Genomic DNA, 20113 nt, shown 5'->3' on the forward strand with positions numbered 1-20113 from the left:
TCAAGTGACTGCAAACAAACGGGTCTTGGAAGACGCCACCTGTGTTGCAGGTTTCGGCGGTCTGTCTTCGTAATACTCCAAAACATGTGACAGAAAAAAGCACTTTGACGTTTTTTTGAAGTTTATTTTTCAGAATGACCAATAGCACTTGGCGGACTGCCACCACCCGTTTAAAGTCGGAAGTCCGCCTGCTGCGAAACCCCTCAAAAAACCGCCTTTAGCCCAATGTTTACGGGCACTTTCCATTTTCAGCGAAACGCGTCCTGACAATCCTCCCAACCGATCCCGCTTTGCGCCGTTTGCGTAAGGAGCCAGGGCATCGCCGTTTTCACCGCGTCCTGCTTCACATTGAAATTGATCACGCCGTGGCGCCACAGCAGCATCAGCGTCAGCACGCGCTGCGCACTGGGGTTGCCCTTGAGCTTGCCCGCCCCGTCCTGTGCATCGATATCCCATAACGCCACCTGCAAGCCCTGGGCGTTGAAGAAGTCTTCGGCATCGGAGCGACGTTGACCGTCGGGCGGACGAAACAGTGGCACATAGTTTTCCGGCATTTTGCTTTTGACCAACTCGACGCTGCGTCGCACCGAATCCTGCCAATCCTGCCAGTGGCTGTGGGAGCGGAACTCCCAGCCCTGCACACCGATGCATTGCTGCGAGTACATCGCTTGCAGGCCCGCCACCGAGCGCTCGGCCAGACGCGCCTGAATATCCTTGCCGAGGACGAAGAACGTACCGCTCATGTTCGATTTTCGCAGGTACTCGGCGACCCAGCCGGTGTTGTCGGGGGCGACGTTGGCCGCGCTGTCGAAGGTCAGCAAAAACAACCGGTCATGCATCGCATCGCCGTTGCGCTCGTAGTCGCCAAAACGATCGACTTCACTGCTGGTCTGCGGAAACAGAGCAGCCTTGCGCAGTTGCTCGTCCAGGTACTGTGCGTGGAACAAACGGCTCGGCTCGGCCCACTTGATGTAGTAGCTCTCGTCGCTGACCTGGAATTTGGCCGCTTGCCCGCGCAGGGTTTCCATGTCCTCGACCAGGAAACAGAACGAAGCATCCTGATCACAGCTTTGCTGGGCGAAGTTGTAGTTGGTCAGCAGGCGCTGCCACAGACGCTGGCGCAGTTGGTTGACCGCTTCCAGATTGATCTTGCGCAACCCCAGGCGCTGGGCCAGTGCCGGCTCATCCAGCGATTCGCTGGCCAGCAGCACCCGCGAAAACATGAGGATTTCGGCCCGCGACGCTACGTCGAACAGGGTCGGGCTGGTGAGCTTTTCAGGCCAGGTGCTGCGATCAAACGTCGCCAGATCGCCCGGCGCCGCCAAGGCACCAAAGCTCAACAGCCAGGCTGAAAAAATAAAAACGATACGCAATGGGATGTCTCCATAACAAAACCCGCGCCGCACTATATATCGAGACGATCAAAAGAGCGCAGCCTCGCGTTGCTCGACAGCGGCTACACCTTGATTGATCGTTCCCACGCAGAGCGTGGGAACGATCACCGTCCGGCACCTATCACGTTGATAGCTGGAGTCATCCGGCTCTACCCCCTAGAATCGCGCCCACGATTAAAGGAGACGACTTCATGCTGATGGTGATTTCCCCCGCCAAGACCCTCGATTACGAAACACCGCCGGCAACCCAGCGCTTTACCCAGCCGCAGTACCTCGATCATTCCCAGGAATTGATCATGCAGCTGCGCGATCTGACACCGGCGCAAATCAGCGAGTTGATGCACGTCTCCGACAAGATCGGCGGGCTCAACGCCGCGCGTTTCGGAAGCTGGACGCCAGCGTTTACCCCGGAAAACGCCAAGCAAGCGTTGCTGGCTTTTAAAGGCGACGTGTACACCGGCCTGAATGCACAAACCTTCAGCGAAGCCGATTTCGACTACGCCCAACAGCATCTGCGCATGTTGTCCGGCCTGTATGGCCTGCTGCGTCCTCTGGATCTGATGCAACCGTATCGGCTGGAGATGGGCACCAAACTGGCCAATGCCCGTGGCAAGGACCTGTATGCCTTCTGGGGGACGCGAATCAGCGAATGGCTGAACGAAGCCTTGGCCGATCAAGGTGATGACGTGCTGCTGAACCTGGCGTCCAACGAGTACTTCTCGGCCGTCAAACGCAACGCCCTGAACGCACGCATCATCAATACCGACTTCAAGGACCTGAAGAACGGCCAGTACAAGATCATCAGTTTCTACGCGAAAAAAGCCCGCGGCATGATGAGCCGCTTCGTCATTGAAGAGCGCATCAACAACCCTGCCGACCTCAAGCAATTTGACGTTCAGGGTTACCGCTACAGCGCCGAGCAGTCCAAACCGGACAACCTGGTGTTCCTGCGCGATCACGCTCCCGAATAGAACCACTCGACGACGCACGACATCCATAACCTCGTCGTGCGCCGACGGCCGATCGTCCAACAATCCCCTCCCGAACAGTCGTTTTATTGGCGTCAAAAATACATCACCTCGTTTTTTAACTTTAGTTTCACTCGACTTCGAACTTTTTTTTCAGTAGTGGCACTGAAAATTTTTATCGGTAGTGGCATAAAACTATCGAACTCGGTTATCACCCTATGTATCAAGGGTGAAACAGCAAGTGCCATCACAATGAAAGTAGTGCCATCTTTCTCAATATTTCAAGAAATTTCAGATTCCGCGATGAGTGGGCTGGAACTATGTCCAAATGCGTCGCTCATACCACCGGTAACGATTATCAACGTGCTTGTACGAGATAACTTACGCAGACAAGCGATTCACGTAGCGAAGTTGTCACATTAACTTCTGAACATGAGTCACTTATTTGGACAACACACAAAGGACAGGAGATACGCATCATAAATATCCCCTGCACGGCCAAGGCAGCGCCCCTATAAACGTGCTCACCTGAGCACCCAACCGCTTGATTTACGGGCTTTTTGCCTGGTATTGAGCGCGCAAGACCTTTGCACAAGCGTCCTCAGGCCAGAGGATCGGCTGCATAACAGGGCACGTCATAATAATAAGGCCTAGTTACGCACATCTTGAGTGCACTTATTTAGACACTCGGAACTTATGTATGCCTGCACACGGCATTGTGTCGCCTGCACGGCGAACTTTCGAGCGCACTATGACCGCTGAACACCATTAACTCCGGCCATCTAATGGCTCGTTGAATACAGTCTTGATAACAGTGAGGTAATTGCGATGCGCATCAGCATATTTGGTTTGGGTTACGTCGGCGCAGTGTGTGCCGGTTGCCTGTCTGCACGGGGCCATGACGTCGTTGGCGTCGATGTTGCCAAAGACAAAATCGATATGATCAACGCTGGTAAATCACCGATCGTTGAACCGGGCCTGGGCGAACTTCTGCGCAAGGGTATCGATACGGGCCGCCTGCGCGGCACCACCAACTTCGCCGAGGCGATTCGTGACACCGACTTGTCGATGATCTGCGTCGGTACGCCGAGCAAGAAAAACGGCGACCTGGAACTGAACTACATCGAAGCCGTGTGCCGCGAAATCGGTTTTGTCCTGCGCGACAAGACCACCCGCCACACCATCGTGGTTCGCAGCACCGTACTGCCGGGCACCGTGGCCAACGTCGTGATCCCGATCCTCGAAGATTGCTCCGGCAAAAAAGCCGGCGTTGACTTCGGCGTTGCAGTGAACCCTGAGTTCCTGCGTGAAAGCACCGCGATCGCCGACTACGACCTGCCGCCAATGACCGTTATCGGCGAGTTCGACAAAGCATCGGGCGACGTTCTGCAATCGCTGTACGAAGAACTCGACGCACCGATCATCCGCAAGGACATCGCCGTTGCCGAGATGATCAAGTACACCTGCAACGTGTGGCACGCCACCAAGGTCACCTTCGCCAACGAAATCGGCAACATCGCCAAGGCAGTCGGCGTCGATGGTCGTGAAGTGATGGAAGTGGTCTGCCAGGACAAAACCCTGAACCTGTCCCAGTACTACATGCGCCCAGGCTTCGCGTTCGGCGGCTCTTGCCTGCCAAAAGACGTGCGTGCCCTGACCTACCGCGCCGGTTCCCTGGACGTGGAAGCACCGCTGCTGAACTCGCTGATGCGCAGCAACGAATCCCAGGTGCAGAACGCCTTCGACATCGTTTCCAGCCACGACAAACGCAAAGTCGCCCTGCTGGGCCTGAGCTTCAAGGCCGGCACCGACGACCTGCGCGAAAGTCCGCTGGTGGATCTGGCAGAAATGCTGATCGGCAAGGGTTACGACCTGAGCATCTACGACAGCAACGTCGAATACGCCCGTGTCCACGGCGCGAACAAGGATTACATCGAGTCGAAAATCCCTCACGTCTCGTCCTTGCTCAACTCCGACTTCGACGACGTGATCAACAACTCCGACGTGATCATCCTCGGCAACCGTGACGAGAAATTCCGCGCCCTGGCGCAGAACGCCCCGCACGGCAAGCAAGTGGTCGACCTGGTGGGCTTCATGACCAAAGCCACCAGCGTCAGCGGTCGCACCGAAGGCATCTGCTGGTAATACGGAATCCCGTCTCTGACACCGCGCTTTCGCGGATGAAACACCTGTAGCAGCCCGGCTTGCCGGCGATGACGTACTTGAGATCGCCATCGCCGGCAAGCCGGACTCCTACAGGGGCGCGGGGCTTGTAACTGACTTTAGGATTCCGATTATGCACAGGCTAAAGCACGGCCTGCTTCAGGCCGCCGGTTGGCTGTTTTACCTAAGTTTACTGATGGGCATCGCCATGGCGTTGCCTGCGTCCACGTTCGACTCCGAGTCGAAGGACTTCATTTTCCTGATCGGCTTCATCGGGATCTGGCGCTACTCGATGGGTGCCACGCACTTTCTGCGCGGCATGCTGTTCCTGTACGTGGTCTACCCGCACCTGCGGCGCAAAGTGCGCAAGCTGGGCAAAGCGGCAGACCCTTCCCATGTATTTTTGATGGTCACCAGTTTCCGTATCGACGCGTTGACCACCGCGCAGGTCTACAACTCGGTGATCCGCGAAGCTATTGACTGCGGCTTGCCGACCACCGTGGTCTGCTCGATCGTGGAAATGTCCGATGAGTTGCTGGTCAAAAGCCTCTGGTCGCGGATGAACCCGCCCGCCCGGGTCAAGCTCGACTTCGTGCGCATTCCCGGCACCGGCAAGCGCGACGGCCTGGCCTACGGTTTCCGCGCCATCTCGCGCCACTTGCCGGACGACCGCGCCGTAGTGGCCGTGATCGACGGCGACACCGTGCTCGGCGAAGGCACGGTGCGCAAGACCGTGCCGTGGTTCCAGCTGTTCGGCAACGTCGGCGGCCTGACCACCAACGAGTTCTGCGAGGTGCGCGGCGGCTACATCATGAGCGAATGGCACAAGCTGCGTTTCGCCCAGCGCCACATCAACATGTGCTCGATGGCCCTGTCCAAGCGCGTATTGACCATGACCGGGCGCATGTCGGTGTTCCGTGCCACGGTGGTCACCAACCCGGAATTCATCGCCGACGTGGAAAGCGACTCGCTGCAACACTGGCGCCTGGGCCGTTTCAAGTTCCTTACCGGTGACGACAAGTCGAGCTGGTTCAGCCTGATGCGCCTGGGCTACGACACCTTCTACGTGCCGGACGCCGCGATCAACACCGTGGAACACCCGCCGGAAAAGAGCTTCATCAAGGCCAGCCGCAAGCTGATGTTCCGCTGGTACGGCAACAACCTGCGCCAGAACTCCCGCGCCCTGGGCCTGGGGATGAAACGCCTCGGCCTGTTCACGTCGGTGGTGCTGTTCGATCAGCGCGTGTCGATGTGGACGTCCTTGCTGGGCCTGACCGTGGCGCTGATTGCCAGTTTCAAATACGGCACTGCGTTCATCCTGGTTTACCTGCTGTGGATCGGCATTACCCGCCTGATCCTGGCCGTGCTGCTGTCCCTCTCCGGTCACCGGATCGGCCCGGCTTACCCGGCGATTCTCTATTACAACCAGATCGTCGGCGCGCTAGTGAAGATCTACGTGTTCTTCCGCCTCGACCAACAGTCCTGGACTCGCCAGCCCACTTCTCTGACCCGTGATCTCGCCAGCTTTCAACGTTGGTTCAACACCTGGTCGTCTCGGACCATGACCTTCTCCGCCGGCAGCATTTTTGTCGCCGTACTGCTGATGATGGTCTGACCGCCCCTCTATTGAATTAACCAGGAAATCGCCCCTATGAATACCGCCGTCAACGCCAATGTAGTGCATGAATCCGAAGCCCAGCGCCAACACGCCCGAGTGAAAATTCCGGCCAAGCTGCGTTTCTTCGGTCCAGACCGGACGCCGGTTGAAGCCCGCGTCATCGACCTCTCCGCCGGTGGCCTGGCGTTCAACGCCGGGCAATTGCCGCTCAAAGCCGGCGATGTGTACAAAGCCCGCCTGCAGTTCGTCATCGACAACCTCGGCCTGGCCATGGACGTCGAATTGCAGGTCCGCTCTTATGATCGCGAGACCGGTCGTACCGGATGCCAGTTCCAGAACCTGGAGCCGCGCGATATTTCCACCCTGCGTCACCTGATCACCTCTCACCTGGCCGGCGACATCGTCAGCATGGGTGAAATGCTGGCGACCCTGCAGCGCGACAACTTCACCAAGGCGCGCAAGGTCAAGGATGGCGGCCACGGCATGACCGCGTTCGGTCGTCTGCGTGCAGTGACCTTCAGCCTGGGGATTTTCATCGTCGGCGTGGCGGCGTTCGGCTTCATTTTCAAATCGGTGTACGGCATGTACTTCGTCAGCCACGCCCAGGCCGGCCTGGTCAGCGTGCCCGGCATGAACATCACCATGCCGCGTGACGGCACCGTGCAAAGCCTGATCAAAGCCGACGGCGTTGCCGCCAAGGGCGCACCACTGGCAACGTTCAGCACCAGCATGCTCGACGTGCTCAAAGGTCATCTGGACGAAGATCAACTGCAACCGGCCAAGGTTGAAGAACTGTTCGGCAAGCAAATGACCGGCACCCTGACCTCGCCGTGCGATTGCACCGTGGCGCAACAACTGGTTGCCAACGGTCAGTACGCCAGCAAGGGCGACGTGATCTTCCAGTTGGTGCCACGCAACAGCGAAGCCAACGTTGAAGCCCGCTTCTCCTATCGCCAGTTCCGCGACGTGCGCCCGGGCACCCCGGTCAGCTTCCAGATCGCCGGCGAAGACAAAACCCGCACCGGCAAAATCGTCAGCAGCACCAGCCTGAAAAGCGCTGACCTGTCATCCGACATCCGCGTACTGATCCAGCCTGACGAAGCCCTGGACAGCAGCCTCGCCGGTCGCCCGGTCGAAGTGAACAGCGATCGTGGCCCGAACCTGAACTGGCTGATTGACAAAGCCATGGCTGCCGGTCTTTAAATCGAGGACATGCCTGTGACTATCATCAGCCTCCTGAGAACACCGAGATTCCTGTGGGAGCGGGCTTGCCCGCGATGGGATCACTGCGGTGTTTCTGAAGAACCGCGTCAAGCGAATCGCGGGCAAGCCCGCTCCCACAGGGGTTATATGGTGTGCTCGCTGGCGCTGGCAGTCAGCCTGGCCGGTTGCGCCGGCCTGCCCGACCAGCGTCTGGCCAACGAAGCCCTCAAGCGCGGCGACACGGCGCTGGCTCAGCAGAACTACAAACAACTGGCCGACCTGGGCTACAGCGAGGCGCAAGTGGGCCTGGCCGATATCCAGGTCGACAGCCGTGACCCGGCGCAGATCAAGCAAGCCGAGGCGACTTATCGCGCCGCGGCCGACGTCTCGCCGCGCGCCCAGGCCCGCCTCGGTCGCCTGCTGGTGGCCAAACCCGGCTCCACCGAAGCCGAACAGCACGAAGCCGAAGGCCTGCTGAAAAAAGCCTCGGCTGCTGGCGAAGGTAATACGCTGATCCCGCTGGCCATGCTCTACCTGCAATACCCGCACAGTTTCCCGAACATCAACGCGCAGAAACAGATCAGCCAATGGCGCGCCGAAGGCAAACCGGAGGCGGGTCTGGCGCAAGTGCTGCTCTACCGCACTCAAGGCACCTACGACCAACATCTGGATGAAGTCGCCAGCATCTGCAAAGCCGCCCTGAACACCACCGACATCTGCTACGTCGAACTGGCCACGGTTTATCAGAAACAGGCCAAGCCCGAGCAACAGGCCGAGCTGATCAAGCAGATGCAAGCCGCACACGCCCGCGGCACCGTCTCCGCGCAGCGGGTGGACAGCGTCGCCCGTGTACTCGCGGACCCGACCCTGGGCAAAACCGACGAGAAAACCGCGCAGTCTCTGCTCGAACCCATCGCCCCGGGCTACCCGGCGTCGTGGGTCACCCTTGCGCAATTGCTCTATGACTTCCCCGAACTGGGCGATCTCGACCAGATGATGAAGTACCTGGACAACGGTCGCGCCGCCGACCAGCCGCGCGCCGAACTGTTGCTGGGCAAGCTCTACTACGAAGGCAAAATGGTCCCGGCCGACGCCAAGGTCGCCGAAGAACATTTCCAGAAAGCCGTCGGCCGCGAAGTCGCCGCCGATTACTACCTCGGCCAGATCTACCGCCGTGGCTACCTGGGCAAAGTCTATTCGCAGAAGGCCCTGGATCACTTGCTGACCGCTGCTCGCAATGGTCAGAACAGCGCCGACTTTGCCATCGCCCAGCTGTTTTCCCAAGGCAAGGGCACCCGGCCCGACCCGCTGAACGCTTATGTCTTCAGCCAATTGGCCAAGGCTCAGAACACCCCGCAAGCCACTGAGCTTGCGCAAACACTCGAAGCACAACTGCCGCCTGCCCAGCTCGCCGAGGCCCAACGCCTGTTGAAACAAGAACAGGCCGTTCGCGGGTCCTTGAGCCAGAACACGCTGGAACTGCATGCCCTGCAAGAAGAAGACGGCGAGGAATCCCTATGAAGTTGAATCCATTCATGAAGGCCGGCATCGGCCTCACGTTCGCGCTGATCTGGTCTTGCCCGACACTGGCCGCGATCACTGAAACCAAAAACTTCGGCCTCGAAGTGAAAGTCACCGGCCAGTCCGAAGACGACAGCGACCTGGGCACCCAGAGCGGTGGCGACGTCAACGGCGTCGGCCTCGACCTGCGTCCGTGGATCTATGGCGAGAGCGGCGCGTGGAGCGCCTACGCCATGGGCCAGGCCGTGACCGCCACTGACATCATCGAGACGGATACCTTGCAAGGGACCGCCGGCGACGGCACCACGCCGACCACCAACGATGATCGCAAGACCAAGAAAAACTACCTGGCGATGCGCGAATTCTGGGTCGGTTACAGCGGCCTCACGCCGTATCCGGGCGAGATGCTCAAGTTCGGTCGCCAACGTCTGCACAATGCTGACGGCCAATGGCGCGACACCAACATCGAAGCCCTGAACTGGACCTTCGACACCACCCTGTTGCGCGCCAACGTCGGTGTCGCCGAACGCTTCAGCGAGTACCGCACCGACCTCACGGAACTGGCCCCCAAAGACAAGGATCGCCTGCACGTCTACGCCGACGCGGAGTATCAGTGGACGCCGGGCAACTGGGTCGGCATTCGCGGTCATCACACCCACGATGACGGCAAGCTCGACTACCCGCAACCGGGTGTACCCACCGATTCGCTGGACAAAAAACAGAACGGCGACATCAGCTGGCTGGGCCTGACCGCCGACAGCGACGCCTACAACTGGCGCAACACCAACACCGTCAATTACTGGGGCAGCATCACCGGCATGAGCGGCGACACCGACACGGTCAACCCGCTGAACGCCAACGGTACGCCTCCGGCCGAAGCCAAGCGCGGTCAAGACCTCAATGGCTGGGCCACGGATGTCGGCGTGCGTCTGCGCCTCGATCCGCAATGGCAAGTCGGTGCCGCCTATGCCCGCGCCAGTGCCGAGTACGAACAGAACGGCCTGGAAAGCAACCGCTCGAACTACACCGGTACCCGTTCGCGGGTTCACCGTTTCGGCGAAGCCTTCCGCGGTGAAATGCAGAACATGCAGACCGCGACCCTGTTCGGTTCGTGGATGCTCAACGACGAATACGACGCCAGCCTGATCTACCACAAGTTCTGGCGCGTCGACGGCAACAAGCCGATCGGCAGCAACGGCATCAACGCGGTCGAGAACAACACCGACGACCCTACCGGCGCGATTCTCTCCACCACTTCCCTGCCGCTGAACGATGGCGAAAAAGACCTCGGTCAGGAAATGGACCTGGTCGTGACCAAGTACTTCAAGCAAGGCCTGTTGCCGGCGGCGTTGAGCCAGTCGATCGACGAGCCTTCGGCACTCGTGCGTTTCCGTGGTGGTGTGTTCAAGCCGGGTGATGCGTACGGCAAGGAAGTCGATTCGTACATGCATCGCGCGTTTATCGACGTGATCTGGCGCTTCTGATGCGAACCGCGAAGGGAGTGCCCGACATGAACAATTCGAAGCGAGGTTCGCTCACCTTGCTGGCCAGCGCGATGTTGCTGGCCAGTGCGGCTGCCTTCGCCAATGTGGAGCCGGTCACACCCGTCCAGAAAGGACACCCGGCGACCCTTGCCAAAGGTTTGCAACAAGCCAAGACCTACACCGTCAGCAGCGCGCCGACCGCGCCGCTGGAACTGGCCAAACCAAAACTGCCGGACCTGTCCGGTTACACCGCCGAAGCCATTGCCGCGAAGATCGTGCGCAGCAAGGCCGGCAAAATCAGCGTGCGCCGGATGATGCAGGAAGACGCCCTGAAGGACTTCATCGGCGGTGACAACAAGATGGCCGAGTGGGTGGTGCGCCAGCACGGTATCCCGCAGGCAATCTTCGTCGACGACGGCTACATGAACCTCAAGGACCTGGCGAAGAAACTGCCCAAGCAGTACTTCAGCGAAACCTCGCCGGGTGTGTTCCTGGCGAAGTTGCCGATCGTGGTCGGCCGTCACGGCATTCTTGAAATCGACAAGCAGACCCAGGAATTGCGCCTGTCGCAAGAAGCCGGTTCGTTCCTGGTCAACGACGGCCAGCTGTTTGTGCGTGACACCAAAATCACTGGCTGGCGCGAAAAGGACAACGGCCCGGCGACGTTCACTTCGCCGAAGGAATTCCGTCCGTTCCTGCTGTCCTGGGGCGGCACCGAGACCTACATCGCCAACAGCAAGATCGCCAGCTTCGGCTACGCCAACAGTAAGTCCTATGGCGTGAGTATTTCCCAATACACGCCGAACATGGCCAAGGTCCTTAAGCGCCCTGAACCGACCGGCTGGATCGTCGGTTCCGAGTTCTCGGACATGTGGTACGGCTTCTACTGCTACGAGACCCGCGACTTCGTGGTCAAGGGCAACACCTACAAAGACAACATCGTCTACGGCATCGACCCGCACGACCGTTCCCACGGTCTGATCATTGCCGACAACACCGTCTACGGGACCAAGAAGAAGCACGGGATCATTATTTCCCGTGAGGTCAACGACAGCTTCATTTTCAACAACCGCAGCTACGACAACCACCTCTCGGGGCTGGTGATCGACCGTAACAGCGTGAATAACCTGATTGCCTACAACGAGATCTACAAGAACCACACCGACGGCATCACCCTCTACGAGAGTGCCGACAACCTGATCTACGGCAACAAGGTAATCAGCAACAAACGCCACGGCATCCGCATTCGTAACAGCGTGAACATTCGCCTCTACGAAAACCTGTCCATGGCCAACGGCCTGACCGGCGTCTACGGCCACATCAAAGACCTGAGCGACACCGATCGGGACATCAAGCTCGACCCGTTCGACGCCCAGGTGTCCTTGATCGTGGTCGGCGGTGAACTGGCCGGCAACGGCAGCGGCCCGCTGTCCATCGACTCGCCGTTGAGCGTCGAGTTGTATCGCGTGTCCATGCTCTCTCCGACCAAAGCCAGCGGCATCAGCTTCAGCGGCATTCTCGGCGAGCGTCAGGATGAAATTCTCGACCTGCTGGTGCGCCAGCAGAAAGCCGTGCTGATCGACCCTGTCGAACGCCAGACCGAAATGCGGGACTGAGGATTATTTTATGCACCCACACTTGATCAAATTACTCAGCCTGTCGGCCCTGACCGCCGGCATTCTCGCGGCCAGCGGCGGTGTTCGCGCCGATGAAGCCCAGGCACCAAAATTCACGGCTGATCCGTGCTGCAACCTGTGCCCCGAAGCCCATGACGCGAAGAATTACACCACGCGTTATCAACAAAACTTCACCACCCTGGTGCAGGCTCAGGGCGACTGGCTGTTCCGTACGCAAGAAGACTTGCGCACCGAATTCGACACCACCCCCGCCGGCTACAAACGCATGAAAGAGCTGCACGATGCGTTCAAGAGCAAAGGCGTTGAACTGGTCGTCGTCTACCAGCCGACCCGTGGCCTGGTGAACCGCAACAAGCTCAACCCGGAAGAAAAAGCCAAGTACGATTTCGACAAGGCGCTGAAGAACTACAAGGGCATGCTCGGTCGTTTCGCCGCCATGGGTTACGTGGTGCCGGACCTTTCGCCGCTGACCAACGAATCACTGCCCGATACCTTGCCGGCCCACGATTTCTACTTCCGCGGCGACCAGCACTGGACACCGTATGGCGCCCAGCGCACGGCGAAAATCGTCGCCGAAAAGGTCAAGCAGATTCCGGCCTTCGCCGGCATTCCCAAGCGTGAATTCGAGACCCACAGGTCGGGTCGCATGGGCAAGACCGGAACGTTACACAACATGGCCGGTCAACTTTGTGGCACCAGCTACGCGATCCAGTACATGGATCAGTTCACCACCGAGCCCAAGGGCGAAGCCGCCGACGGCGACCTGTTCAGTGATGCCGGCAACCCGGAAATTACCCTGGTCGGCACCAGTCACAGTGGCAAGAACTACAACTTCGCCGGTTTCCTCGAAGAGGCCATCGGCGCCGACATCCTCAACGTGGCGTTCCCTGGCGGTGGCCTGGAAGGTTCGATGCTGCAATACCTGGGCAGCGAAGAGTTCCAGACCAAGCCGCCGAAAATCCTGATCTGGGAATTCTCGCCGCTCTATCGCCTCGACCAGGAAACCATCTACCGCCAGATGATGGCGCTGCTGGACAACGGTTGCGAAGGCAAGGATGCACAGATGTCCGGTAGTGCCACGCTGAAACCGGGCAAGAACGAATTGATGGTCAACAGCAAGAACCTGAACCTGCAAAACAGCAGTCACCAGGTCGACATCCGCTTCGCCGATCCATCGGTGAAAACCCTGCACGCCACCCTCTGGTACATGAACGGTCGCCACGAGGACATCAAGATCGATAAACCGGAAACCTCCGACACCGACGGGCGTTTCGCCTTTGAGTTGCGCACGGACGAAGACTGGGCCTCGCAGAACTTGCTGGCCGTTGAAGTCCAAGGCCCTGAAGCCGGTGCCGCACCACAAAAAGTCGAAGCGAAAATCTGCAAACGCAACGTGTTCCCGAGTGCCGAGCAGCGTACTGCTTCGGTCGGGCAATGAGGTCTGCTATGCGAAATCCGAAATTGAAGAATCTGTTGGCACCGACGCTGTTGAGCCTGGCGATGTTCGCCGGTGCCACCCAAGCCGCCGCGCCCCTGCGTCCGCCCCAGGGTTACTTCGCGCCGATTGAGAAAGTCAAAACCGGCGACAGCAGCGAAGGGTGTGATGCGATGCCGACGCCGTACACCGGCTCACTGCAATTTCGCAGCAAGTACGAAGGCTCGGACAAGGCCCGCGCGACCCTGAACGAGCAATCGGAAAAGGCCTTCCGTGACAGCACCGCCGACATCACCAAAATCGAACGCGGCACCAGCAAGCGTGTGATGCAGTTCATGCGTGACGGTCGCCCGGAACAACTGGAATGCACACTCAACTGGCTCACCGCCTGGGCCAAGGCCGATGCCTTGATGTCCAAGGACTTCAACCACACCGGCAAGTCCATGCGCAAATGGGCGCTGGGCAGCATGGCGTCGTCGTACATTCGCCTGAAGTTCTCCGACTCGAATCCGCTGGCCAACCATCAGCAAGAGTCGCAGTTGATCGAAGCCTGGTTCAGCAAAATGGCCGATCAGGTGGTCAGCGACTGGGACAACCTGCCGCTCGAACAAACCAACAACCACTCGTACTGGGCGGCCTGGTCGGTGATGGCAACGTCCGTCGCCACCAACCGTCGCGACCTGTTCGATTGGGCGGTCAAGGAATACAAGGTCGGCGCCAATCAGGTCGACGCCCAAGGCTTCCTGCCGAATGAACTCAAGCGCCAGCAACGCGCCCTCGCCTACCACAACTATGCCCTGCCGCCACTGGCGATGATCGCCAGTTTCGCTCAGGTCAACGGTGTGGACTTGCGCCAGGAAAACAACGGCGCACTGAAACGCCTGGGTGATCAAGTGCTGGCCGGGGTGAAAGACCCGGACATCTTCGAGAAGAAGAACGGCAAGGAACAGGACATGACCGATCTGAAGATCGACTCGAAATTCGCCTGGCTTGAACCGTTCTGCACGCTCTACACCTGCGCGCCGGATGCGCTGAAGAAGAAGCACGGGATGCAGCCGTTCAAGTCCTTCCGCCTCGGCGGCGACCTGACCAAGGTCTACGACCCGGCCAATGAAAAAGGCAACAAGGGTTCTTGAAGACAGACATAAAACCTGTGGGAGCGGGCTTGCCCGCGATAGCGGTGGGTCAATCGACATCAATTTGAATGTCAGACCCAATCGCGGGCAAGCCCGCTCCCACAGAGTTAATTGTCAGCGGTGAGATGTGAGTTACGCCCCCCGGATTTTCGTGGGGGGTTTGGGGGGGCCGTTGGCCCTTGACTGTTGGTTAAACATGGAGAGATCAGGATGGTATTTTCATCCAATGTGTTCCTGTTTCTGTTCTTGCCGATCTTTCTCGGCTTGTACTACTTGAGCGGAATACGCTATCGCAACCTGCTGCTGCTGATCGCCAGTTACGTGTTCTATGCCTGGTGGCGCGTGGACTTCCTGGCGCTGTTCGCCGCCGTCACGCTGTGGAATTACTGGATCGGCCTGAAAGTCGGTGCCGCCGGCGTGCGCACCAAACCGGCCCAACGCTGGCTGCTGCTCGGCGTGGCCGTCGACCTGTGCATCCTTGGCTACTTCAAGTACGCCAACTTCGGCGTCGACAGCATCAACGCGATGATGACGTCGGTCGGTCTGTCGCCGTTCATCCTGACCCACGTGCTGCTGCCGATCGGGATCTCGTTCTACATTTTCGAGTCCATCAGCTACATCATCGACGTCTACCGTGGCGACACCCCGGCGACCCGCAACCTGATCGACTTCGCGGCGTTCGTGGCGATTTTCCCGCACCTGATTGCCGGCCCGGTATTGCGCTTTCGTGACCTCGCCGACCAATTCAACAACCGCACCCACACCCTGGACAAGTTCTCCGAGGGCTGCACGCGGTTCATGCAGGGTTTCATCAAGAAAGTCTTCATCGCCGACACCCTCGCGGTGGTGGCCGACCATTGCTTCGCCTTGCAAAACCCGACCACGGGCGATGCCTGGCTCGGGGCGCTGGCCTACACCGCGCAACTGTATTTCGACTTCTCCGGCTACAGCGACATGGCCATCGGCCTGGGCTTGATGATGGGTTTCCGCTTCATGGAAAACTTCAAGCAGCCGTACATCAGCCAGTCGATCACCGAGTTCTGGCGGCGCTGGCACATCAGCCTCTCCACCTGGCTGCGTGACTACCTGTACATCACGCTGGGCGGTAATCGCAAAGGCACGTTGATGACCTATCGCAACCTGTTCCTGACCATGCTGCTCGGTGGTCTGTGGCACGGCGCGAACATCACCTACATCGTCTGGGGTGCGTGGCACGGCATGTGGCTGGCGATTGAAAAAGCCCTGGGCCTGAACACTTCGCCGCGCAGCATCAACCCGATTCGCTGGGCCCTGACTTTCCTGCTGGTGGTGATGGGCTGGGTGATCTTCCGCGCGGAGAACCTGCACGTTGCCGGCCGCATGTATGGCGCGATGTTCAGCTTCGGCGACTGGTCGCTGTCGGAACTCAACCAGGCCAGCCTCACCGGCCTGCAAGTGGCAACACTGGTGGTGGCCTACGTGACGCTGGCGTTCTTCGGCATCCGTGATTTCTACACCAACCAGCCGCCGGTCAAGACCAAGCCTGCCGTCAACATCGACGCCGATGGTCCTGCCGCAGCCACACCGGGAATGATCAAAGCCGTACCGGGCGACAACCCGGCCAGCATCCATGAACCGGGTTACAACTTCGGCGTTGATGCGACCGTGCAACCGGCCTACTGGACCGCTGACTGGTCGCGTTACGTGATGCGTGCGCTGGTACTGCTGCTGTTCATTGCCTCGATCCTCAAACTCTCGGCGCAAAGTTTCTCGCCGTTCCTTTACTTCCAGTTCTGAGGGATCTGACCATGACCCGCTCATTACGCATTTTCTACATTGCCCTGTTCCTGCTGACCTTGTTGGCACTGGGCCTGTGGTCCACGCGCAGCTTCTTCGGCTTCAGCACCAACGCCGACGCGACGGTGCTCAACGGTCGCTGGACCAAAGCCGTGGAGACGCACTACGACGACGAGTTCCCGATCAAGCGCCTGGGCACCAACCTCTGGGCCGCGCTGGATTTCAAACTGTTCAACGAAGGTCGTCCGGGCGTGGTGCTCGGTCGCGATCAGTGGTTGTACAGCGATGAAGAGTTCCACCCGGTCGTCAACGAAGAGCTGAACCTGCAAGGCAACTACGCACTGGTCGAAGGCGTGCGCCAGACCCTCAAGGCCAAAGGCGTGCAACTGGTGATGGCGGTGGTGCCGGCCAAGGTGCGCTTGTACCCGGAACACGTGGGTGAGGTGAAACCGGCCAGCATCCACGCCAACCTCTACAAGGATTTCCACCAGCGCCTGGCCGCCGACCGGATTCCTGCGCCGGACCTGCTCGGCCCGCTGCAACAGGCAAAACAGAACGGCCAGCAAGTGTTCTTGCGCACCGACACCCACTGGACCCCGGAAGGCGCCGAGATCGCCGCCAACCGTCTGGCCAGGACCATTGCCGACAAATACCCGTTGAGCGGCGAGCCGCAAAACTTCGTCACCCAAGCGGCAGAGAACATCACGCACAAGGGTGACTTGCGCCTGTTCCTGCCACTGGACCCGCTGTTCGAAAACCTGATGCCGGCGCCGGAGCCTTTGCAAAAGCGCAACACCGTGGCCGCTGAAGATCAACCGGCCGGTGACGACGCCCTGTTCGCCAACACCGAAGTGCCGGTGGCCCTGATCGGCACCAGCTACAGCGCCAACCCGAACTGGAACTTCGTCGGTGCGCTAAAACAAGCGCTGCACAGCGACGTGGTCAATTACGCCGAAGACGGTCACGGCCCGATTCTGCCGATGCTCAGCTACCTGAAAAGCGATGCTTTCAAGAACAGCCCGCCACAGGTGCTGATCTGGGAGTTTCCTGAACGCTATCTGCCTGTGAACAACGAAATCGGTGACGCCGACCCGCAGTGGGTCGCAGAGCTCAAAGAAGCCGGCGCTCGAACCGGGCTGGGTGGAAGCGTCGCGAGCGAAGGCAAGACAAGGCAAAAACAGGCGAGGACGCGGAGTTTACGGGCTGTAAATGAGCAGTCCGAGCCTGTTTTTAACGCCGGATTGCCGAGCGCAGCAGCTTCCACCCAGTCCGGCCAACAAAACGTAGCTGCAAACACTACATCCGAGACGCCCGACCGGGCGCAAAACTGAAAGAGAGGTACACCATGACTTTCACTACGACTACTCCTCGCCGTCTCGCCAAGACCTTTGCTCTCGTCGCTGGCATGAGCGTGCTGTCCATGTCCGCCTTCGCCGGCGACGCCGCGCTTTACGGTCCAACTGCACCGAAAGGTTCGACCTTCGTGCGCATCTACAACGCCAGCAACGCCGAAGTCAGCGCCACCGTCGGCAGCACCAGCCTGAGCGACGTTGCGCCGCTGTCCAGCACTGACTTCAGCTTCATGCCGGGCGGCGATTACAGCGCCAAGGTCGGCAGCCAGACCCTGCCGGTGAAACTGGCCGGTGATCACTATTACACCCTGGTCAACAACGCCAGCGGCGCGCCGCAGCTGATCGAAGAGCCGCCGTTCAAGAACAAGCAGAAGTCCCTGGTGCGCGTACAGAACCTGAGTGACAAACCCCTGACCCTGAAGACCGCCGACGGCAAGACCGATGTGGTGCCGAACGTGGCCGCCAAGGGCCGTGGCGAGCGTGAGATCAACCCGGTGAAAGTCAGCCTGGCGCTGTTTGAAGGCGACAAGAAAGTCGGCGACGTCAAACCGGTTGCCCTGGAACGCGGTGAAGCCGCCGTGCTGTACGTCACCGGCACCGGCAGCAGCCTGTCGCCAGTCTGGGTAAAACGCCCCGTCTCGACGCGCTAACACATTCATCAGGACGGAGATCCCCCTGTAGCAGCTGGCGAAGCCTGCGTCCGACTGCGCAGCAGTCGCAATCCAGACAACTCGGTTTTTCTGAATGACCGCGTTGAACGGATTGCGACGGCTGCGCCGCCGAACGCAGCCTCGCAGGCTCGGCAGCTGCTACATCGGTGAAACGGCCTGGTTACGGAATAAAAACAAGAGTGAAACGACAGAACGTTCGTAGCTCTAACCAATCGATTTTAAAGGAGTAACAACATGATTCCGGTGATCTTGTCAGGTGGTAGCGGCTCACGTCTTTGGCCGCTTTCGCGTAAACAGTTTCCCAAGCAATTCCTCGCCCTGACCGGCGAACACACGCTGTTCCAGCAAACCCTGGAACGCCTGGTGTTCGAAGGCATGGACACGCCGATTGTGGTCTGCAACAAGGACCACCGCTTCATCGTCAACGAACAGTTGAGCAACCGCAAACTGGAAGCCCAGCGCATCCTGATGGAGCCGTTCGGTCGCAACACCGCGCCGGCCGTAGCCCTGACCGCGATGATGCTGGTCAATGAAGGTCGTGACGAGCTGATGCTGGTGCTGCCGGCCGACCACGTGCTGGAAGACCAGAAAGCCCTGCAACGCGCCCTGGCCCTGGCCACCGTTGCAGCTGAAAACGGCGAAATGGTGCTGTTCGGCGTACCGGCCACCAAACCGGAAACCGGCTACGGCTACATCAAGTCGACCAACGATTCGCTGTTGCCGGAAGGCGTCAGCCGCGTCTCGCACTTCGTCGAAAAACCCGACGTGAAACGCGCCACCGAGTTCGTCGAGTCCGGCGGTTATTTCTGGAACAGCGGCATGTTCCTGTTCCGTGCCAGCCGCTTCCTCGAAGAACTGAAGAAGCACGACCCGGACATCTATGACACCTGCCTGCTGACCCTTGAACGCAGCGAGCAAGATGCCGACACCATCACCCTCGACGAAGCCACCTTCGCCTGCTGCCCGGACAATTCCATCGACTACTCGGTGATGGAAAAAACCCAGCGCGCCTGCGTGGTGCCGTTGACCGCCGGCTGGAGCGATGTCGGTTGCTGGTCGTCGCTGTGGGAAGTGAACGAAAAAGACGCCAACGGCAACGTCACCAAAGGCGACGTGGTCATTCAGGACAGCAAAAACTGCATGATTCACGGCAACGGCAAACTGGTGTCGGTGATCGGCCTGGAAAACATTGTGGTGGTCGAAACCAAAGACGCCATGATGATTGCGCACAAGGACAAGGTCCAAGGCGTCAAACAGATGGTCAACACCCTCAACGAACAGGGCCGCAGCGAAACCCAGAACCACTGCGAAGTCTATCGTCCGTGGGGTTCCTACGACTCGGTGGACATGGGCGGGCGTTTCCAGGTCAAGCACATCTCGGTCAAACCGGGCGCATGCCTGTCGCTGCAAATGCACCACCACCGTGCCGAACACTGGATCGTGGTCAGCGGCACCGCTGAAGTGACCTGCGACGAAAACGTGTTCCTGCTGTGCGAGAACCAGTCGACCTACATCCCGATTGCCTCAGTCCACCGTTTGCGCAACCCGGGCAAGATTCCACTCGAGATCATCGAAGTGCAATCGGGCAGCTATTTGGGTGAAGACGATATCGAGCGCTTTGAAGATATCTACGGTCGGTCGACACCGGTCGAGCGCGGCGTATCGGTGAAAACCATCGCGCAGTAGGCATCAAGTAAAACAAGAAGCCCTCGCCCACCCCGCTGCGTTCCCTATCCGCAGCGGGTTGGGCGGGGG

The 20113-nt window shown here is 59.3% G+C and carries 13 protein-coding genes and 1 pseudogene; 13 read left to right on the plus strand and 1 reads right to left on the minus strand.

Features of this window, described 5'->3' with window-relative positions:
• Positions 1-248: 248 nt before the first annotated feature.
• Positions 249-1373, minus strand: a complete 1125-nt coding sequence (locus BMS17_RS09605) for a polysaccharide deacetylase family protein (protein WP_077430838.1) — start codon at positions 1371-1373, stop codon at positions 249-251.
• Positions 1374-1585: 212 nt separating this feature from the next.
• Here BMS17_RS09605 and yaaA point away from each other — a divergent pair, with 212 nt between their 5' ends.
• The 13 genes and pseudogenes from yaaA to BMS17_RS09670 all read left to right on the plus strand — a co-directional run bounded on the left by yaaA (position 1586) and on the right by BMS17_RS09670 (position 20044).
• On the plus strand, positions 1586-2365 hold the full coding sequence (yaaA, locus tag BMS17_RS09610) for a peroxide stress protein YaaA (protein WP_027924847.1): 780 nt from the start codon (positions 1586-1588) through the stop codon (positions 2363-2365).
• Positions 2366-3190: 825 nt separating this feature from the next.
• Positions 3191-4507: a nucleotide sugar dehydrogenase gene (locus BMS17_RS09615; protein WP_046028946.1), complete on the plus strand. Its 1317-nt coding sequence runs from the start codon at positions 3191-3193 to the stop codon at positions 4505-4507.
• Positions 4508-4658: 151 nt separating this feature from the next.
• The gene (alg8, locus tag BMS17_RS09620; protein WP_077430839.1) at positions 4659-6140 is read left to right on the plus strand and encodes a mannuronan synthase; all 1482 of its coding nucleotides are present in this window, start codon (positions 4659-4661) and stop codon (positions 6138-6140) included.
• A gap of 36 nt (positions 6141-6176) precedes the next feature.
• Positions 6177-7346, plus strand: a complete 1170-nt coding sequence (locus BMS17_RS09625) for an alginate biosynthesis protein Alg44 (protein WP_046028942.1) — start codon at positions 6177-6179, stop codon at positions 7344-7346.
• Between the two features lie 9 nt (positions 7347-7355).
• Positions 7356-8867: an alginate biosynthesis TPR repeat lipoprotein AlgK gene (gene algK / locus BMS17_RS09630; protein ID WP_077430840.1), complete on the plus strand. Its 1512-nt coding sequence runs from the start codon at positions 7356-7358 to the stop codon at positions 8865-8867.
• Positions 8864-10351 carry an alginate export family protein gene (locus BMS17_RS09635; RefSeq protein ID WP_077430841.1) on the plus strand — a complete coding sequence of 496 codons (1488 nt, stop codon included), beginning with the start codon at positions 8864-8866 and terminating at the stop codon, positions 10349-10351. The genes algK and BMS17_RS09635 overlap by 4 nt, the downstream gene beginning before the upstream one ends.
• Positions 10352-10377: 26 nt before the next feature.
• A complete protein-coding gene (gene algG, locus BMS17_RS09640; RefSeq protein WP_077430842.1) occupies positions 10378-11967 on the plus strand; it encodes a mannuronan 5-epimerase AlgG in 1590 nt (529 codons plus the stop codon).
• Positions 11968-11977: 10 nt separating this feature from the next.
• Positions 11978-13426, plus strand: a complete 1449-nt coding sequence (locus BMS17_RS09645) for an alginate O-acetyltransferase (protein WP_077430843.1) — start codon at positions 11978-11980, stop codon at positions 13424-13426.
• Between the two features lie 8 nt (positions 13427-13434).
• Positions 13435-14559 carry a mannuronate-specific alginate lyase gene (locus BMS17_RS09650; protein ID WP_077430844.1) on the plus strand — a complete coding sequence of 375 codons (1125 nt, stop codon included), beginning with the start codon at positions 13435-13437 and terminating at the stop codon, positions 14557-14559.
• Between the two features lie 210 nt (positions 14560-14769).
• Positions 14770-16335 (plus strand): MBOAT family protein, encoded by a 1566-nt coding sequence (locus BMS17_RS09655; RefSeq protein ID WP_077430845.1) that lies wholly within the window; start codon positions 14770-14772, stop codon positions 16333-16335.
• Between the two features lie 11 nt (positions 16336-16346).
• Positions 16347-17465: pseudogene (locus tag BMS17_RS09660) on the plus strand (alginate O-acetyltransferase); the annotation flags it as partial.
• Positions 17466-17680: 215 nt separating this feature from the next.
• Positions 17681-18337: an alginate O-acetyltransferase AlgF gene (locus BMS17_RS09665; protein WP_046028929.1), complete on the plus strand. Its 657-nt coding sequence runs from the start codon at positions 17681-17683 to the stop codon at positions 18335-18337.
• Between the two features lie 255 nt (positions 18338-18592).
• Positions 18593-20044, plus strand: a complete 1452-nt coding sequence (locus BMS17_RS09670; protein WP_077430846.1) for a mannose-1-phosphate guanylyltransferase/mannose-6-phosphate isomerase — start codon at positions 18593-18595, stop codon at positions 20042-20044.
• Positions 20045-20113: the final 69 nt, after the last annotated feature.

Source organism: Pseudomonas sp. C9, assembly GCF_002000165.1.
In the GTDB taxonomy this organism is placed as follows: Bacteria; Pseudomonadota; Gammaproteobacteria; order Pseudomonadales; family Pseudomonadaceae; genus Aquipseudomonas.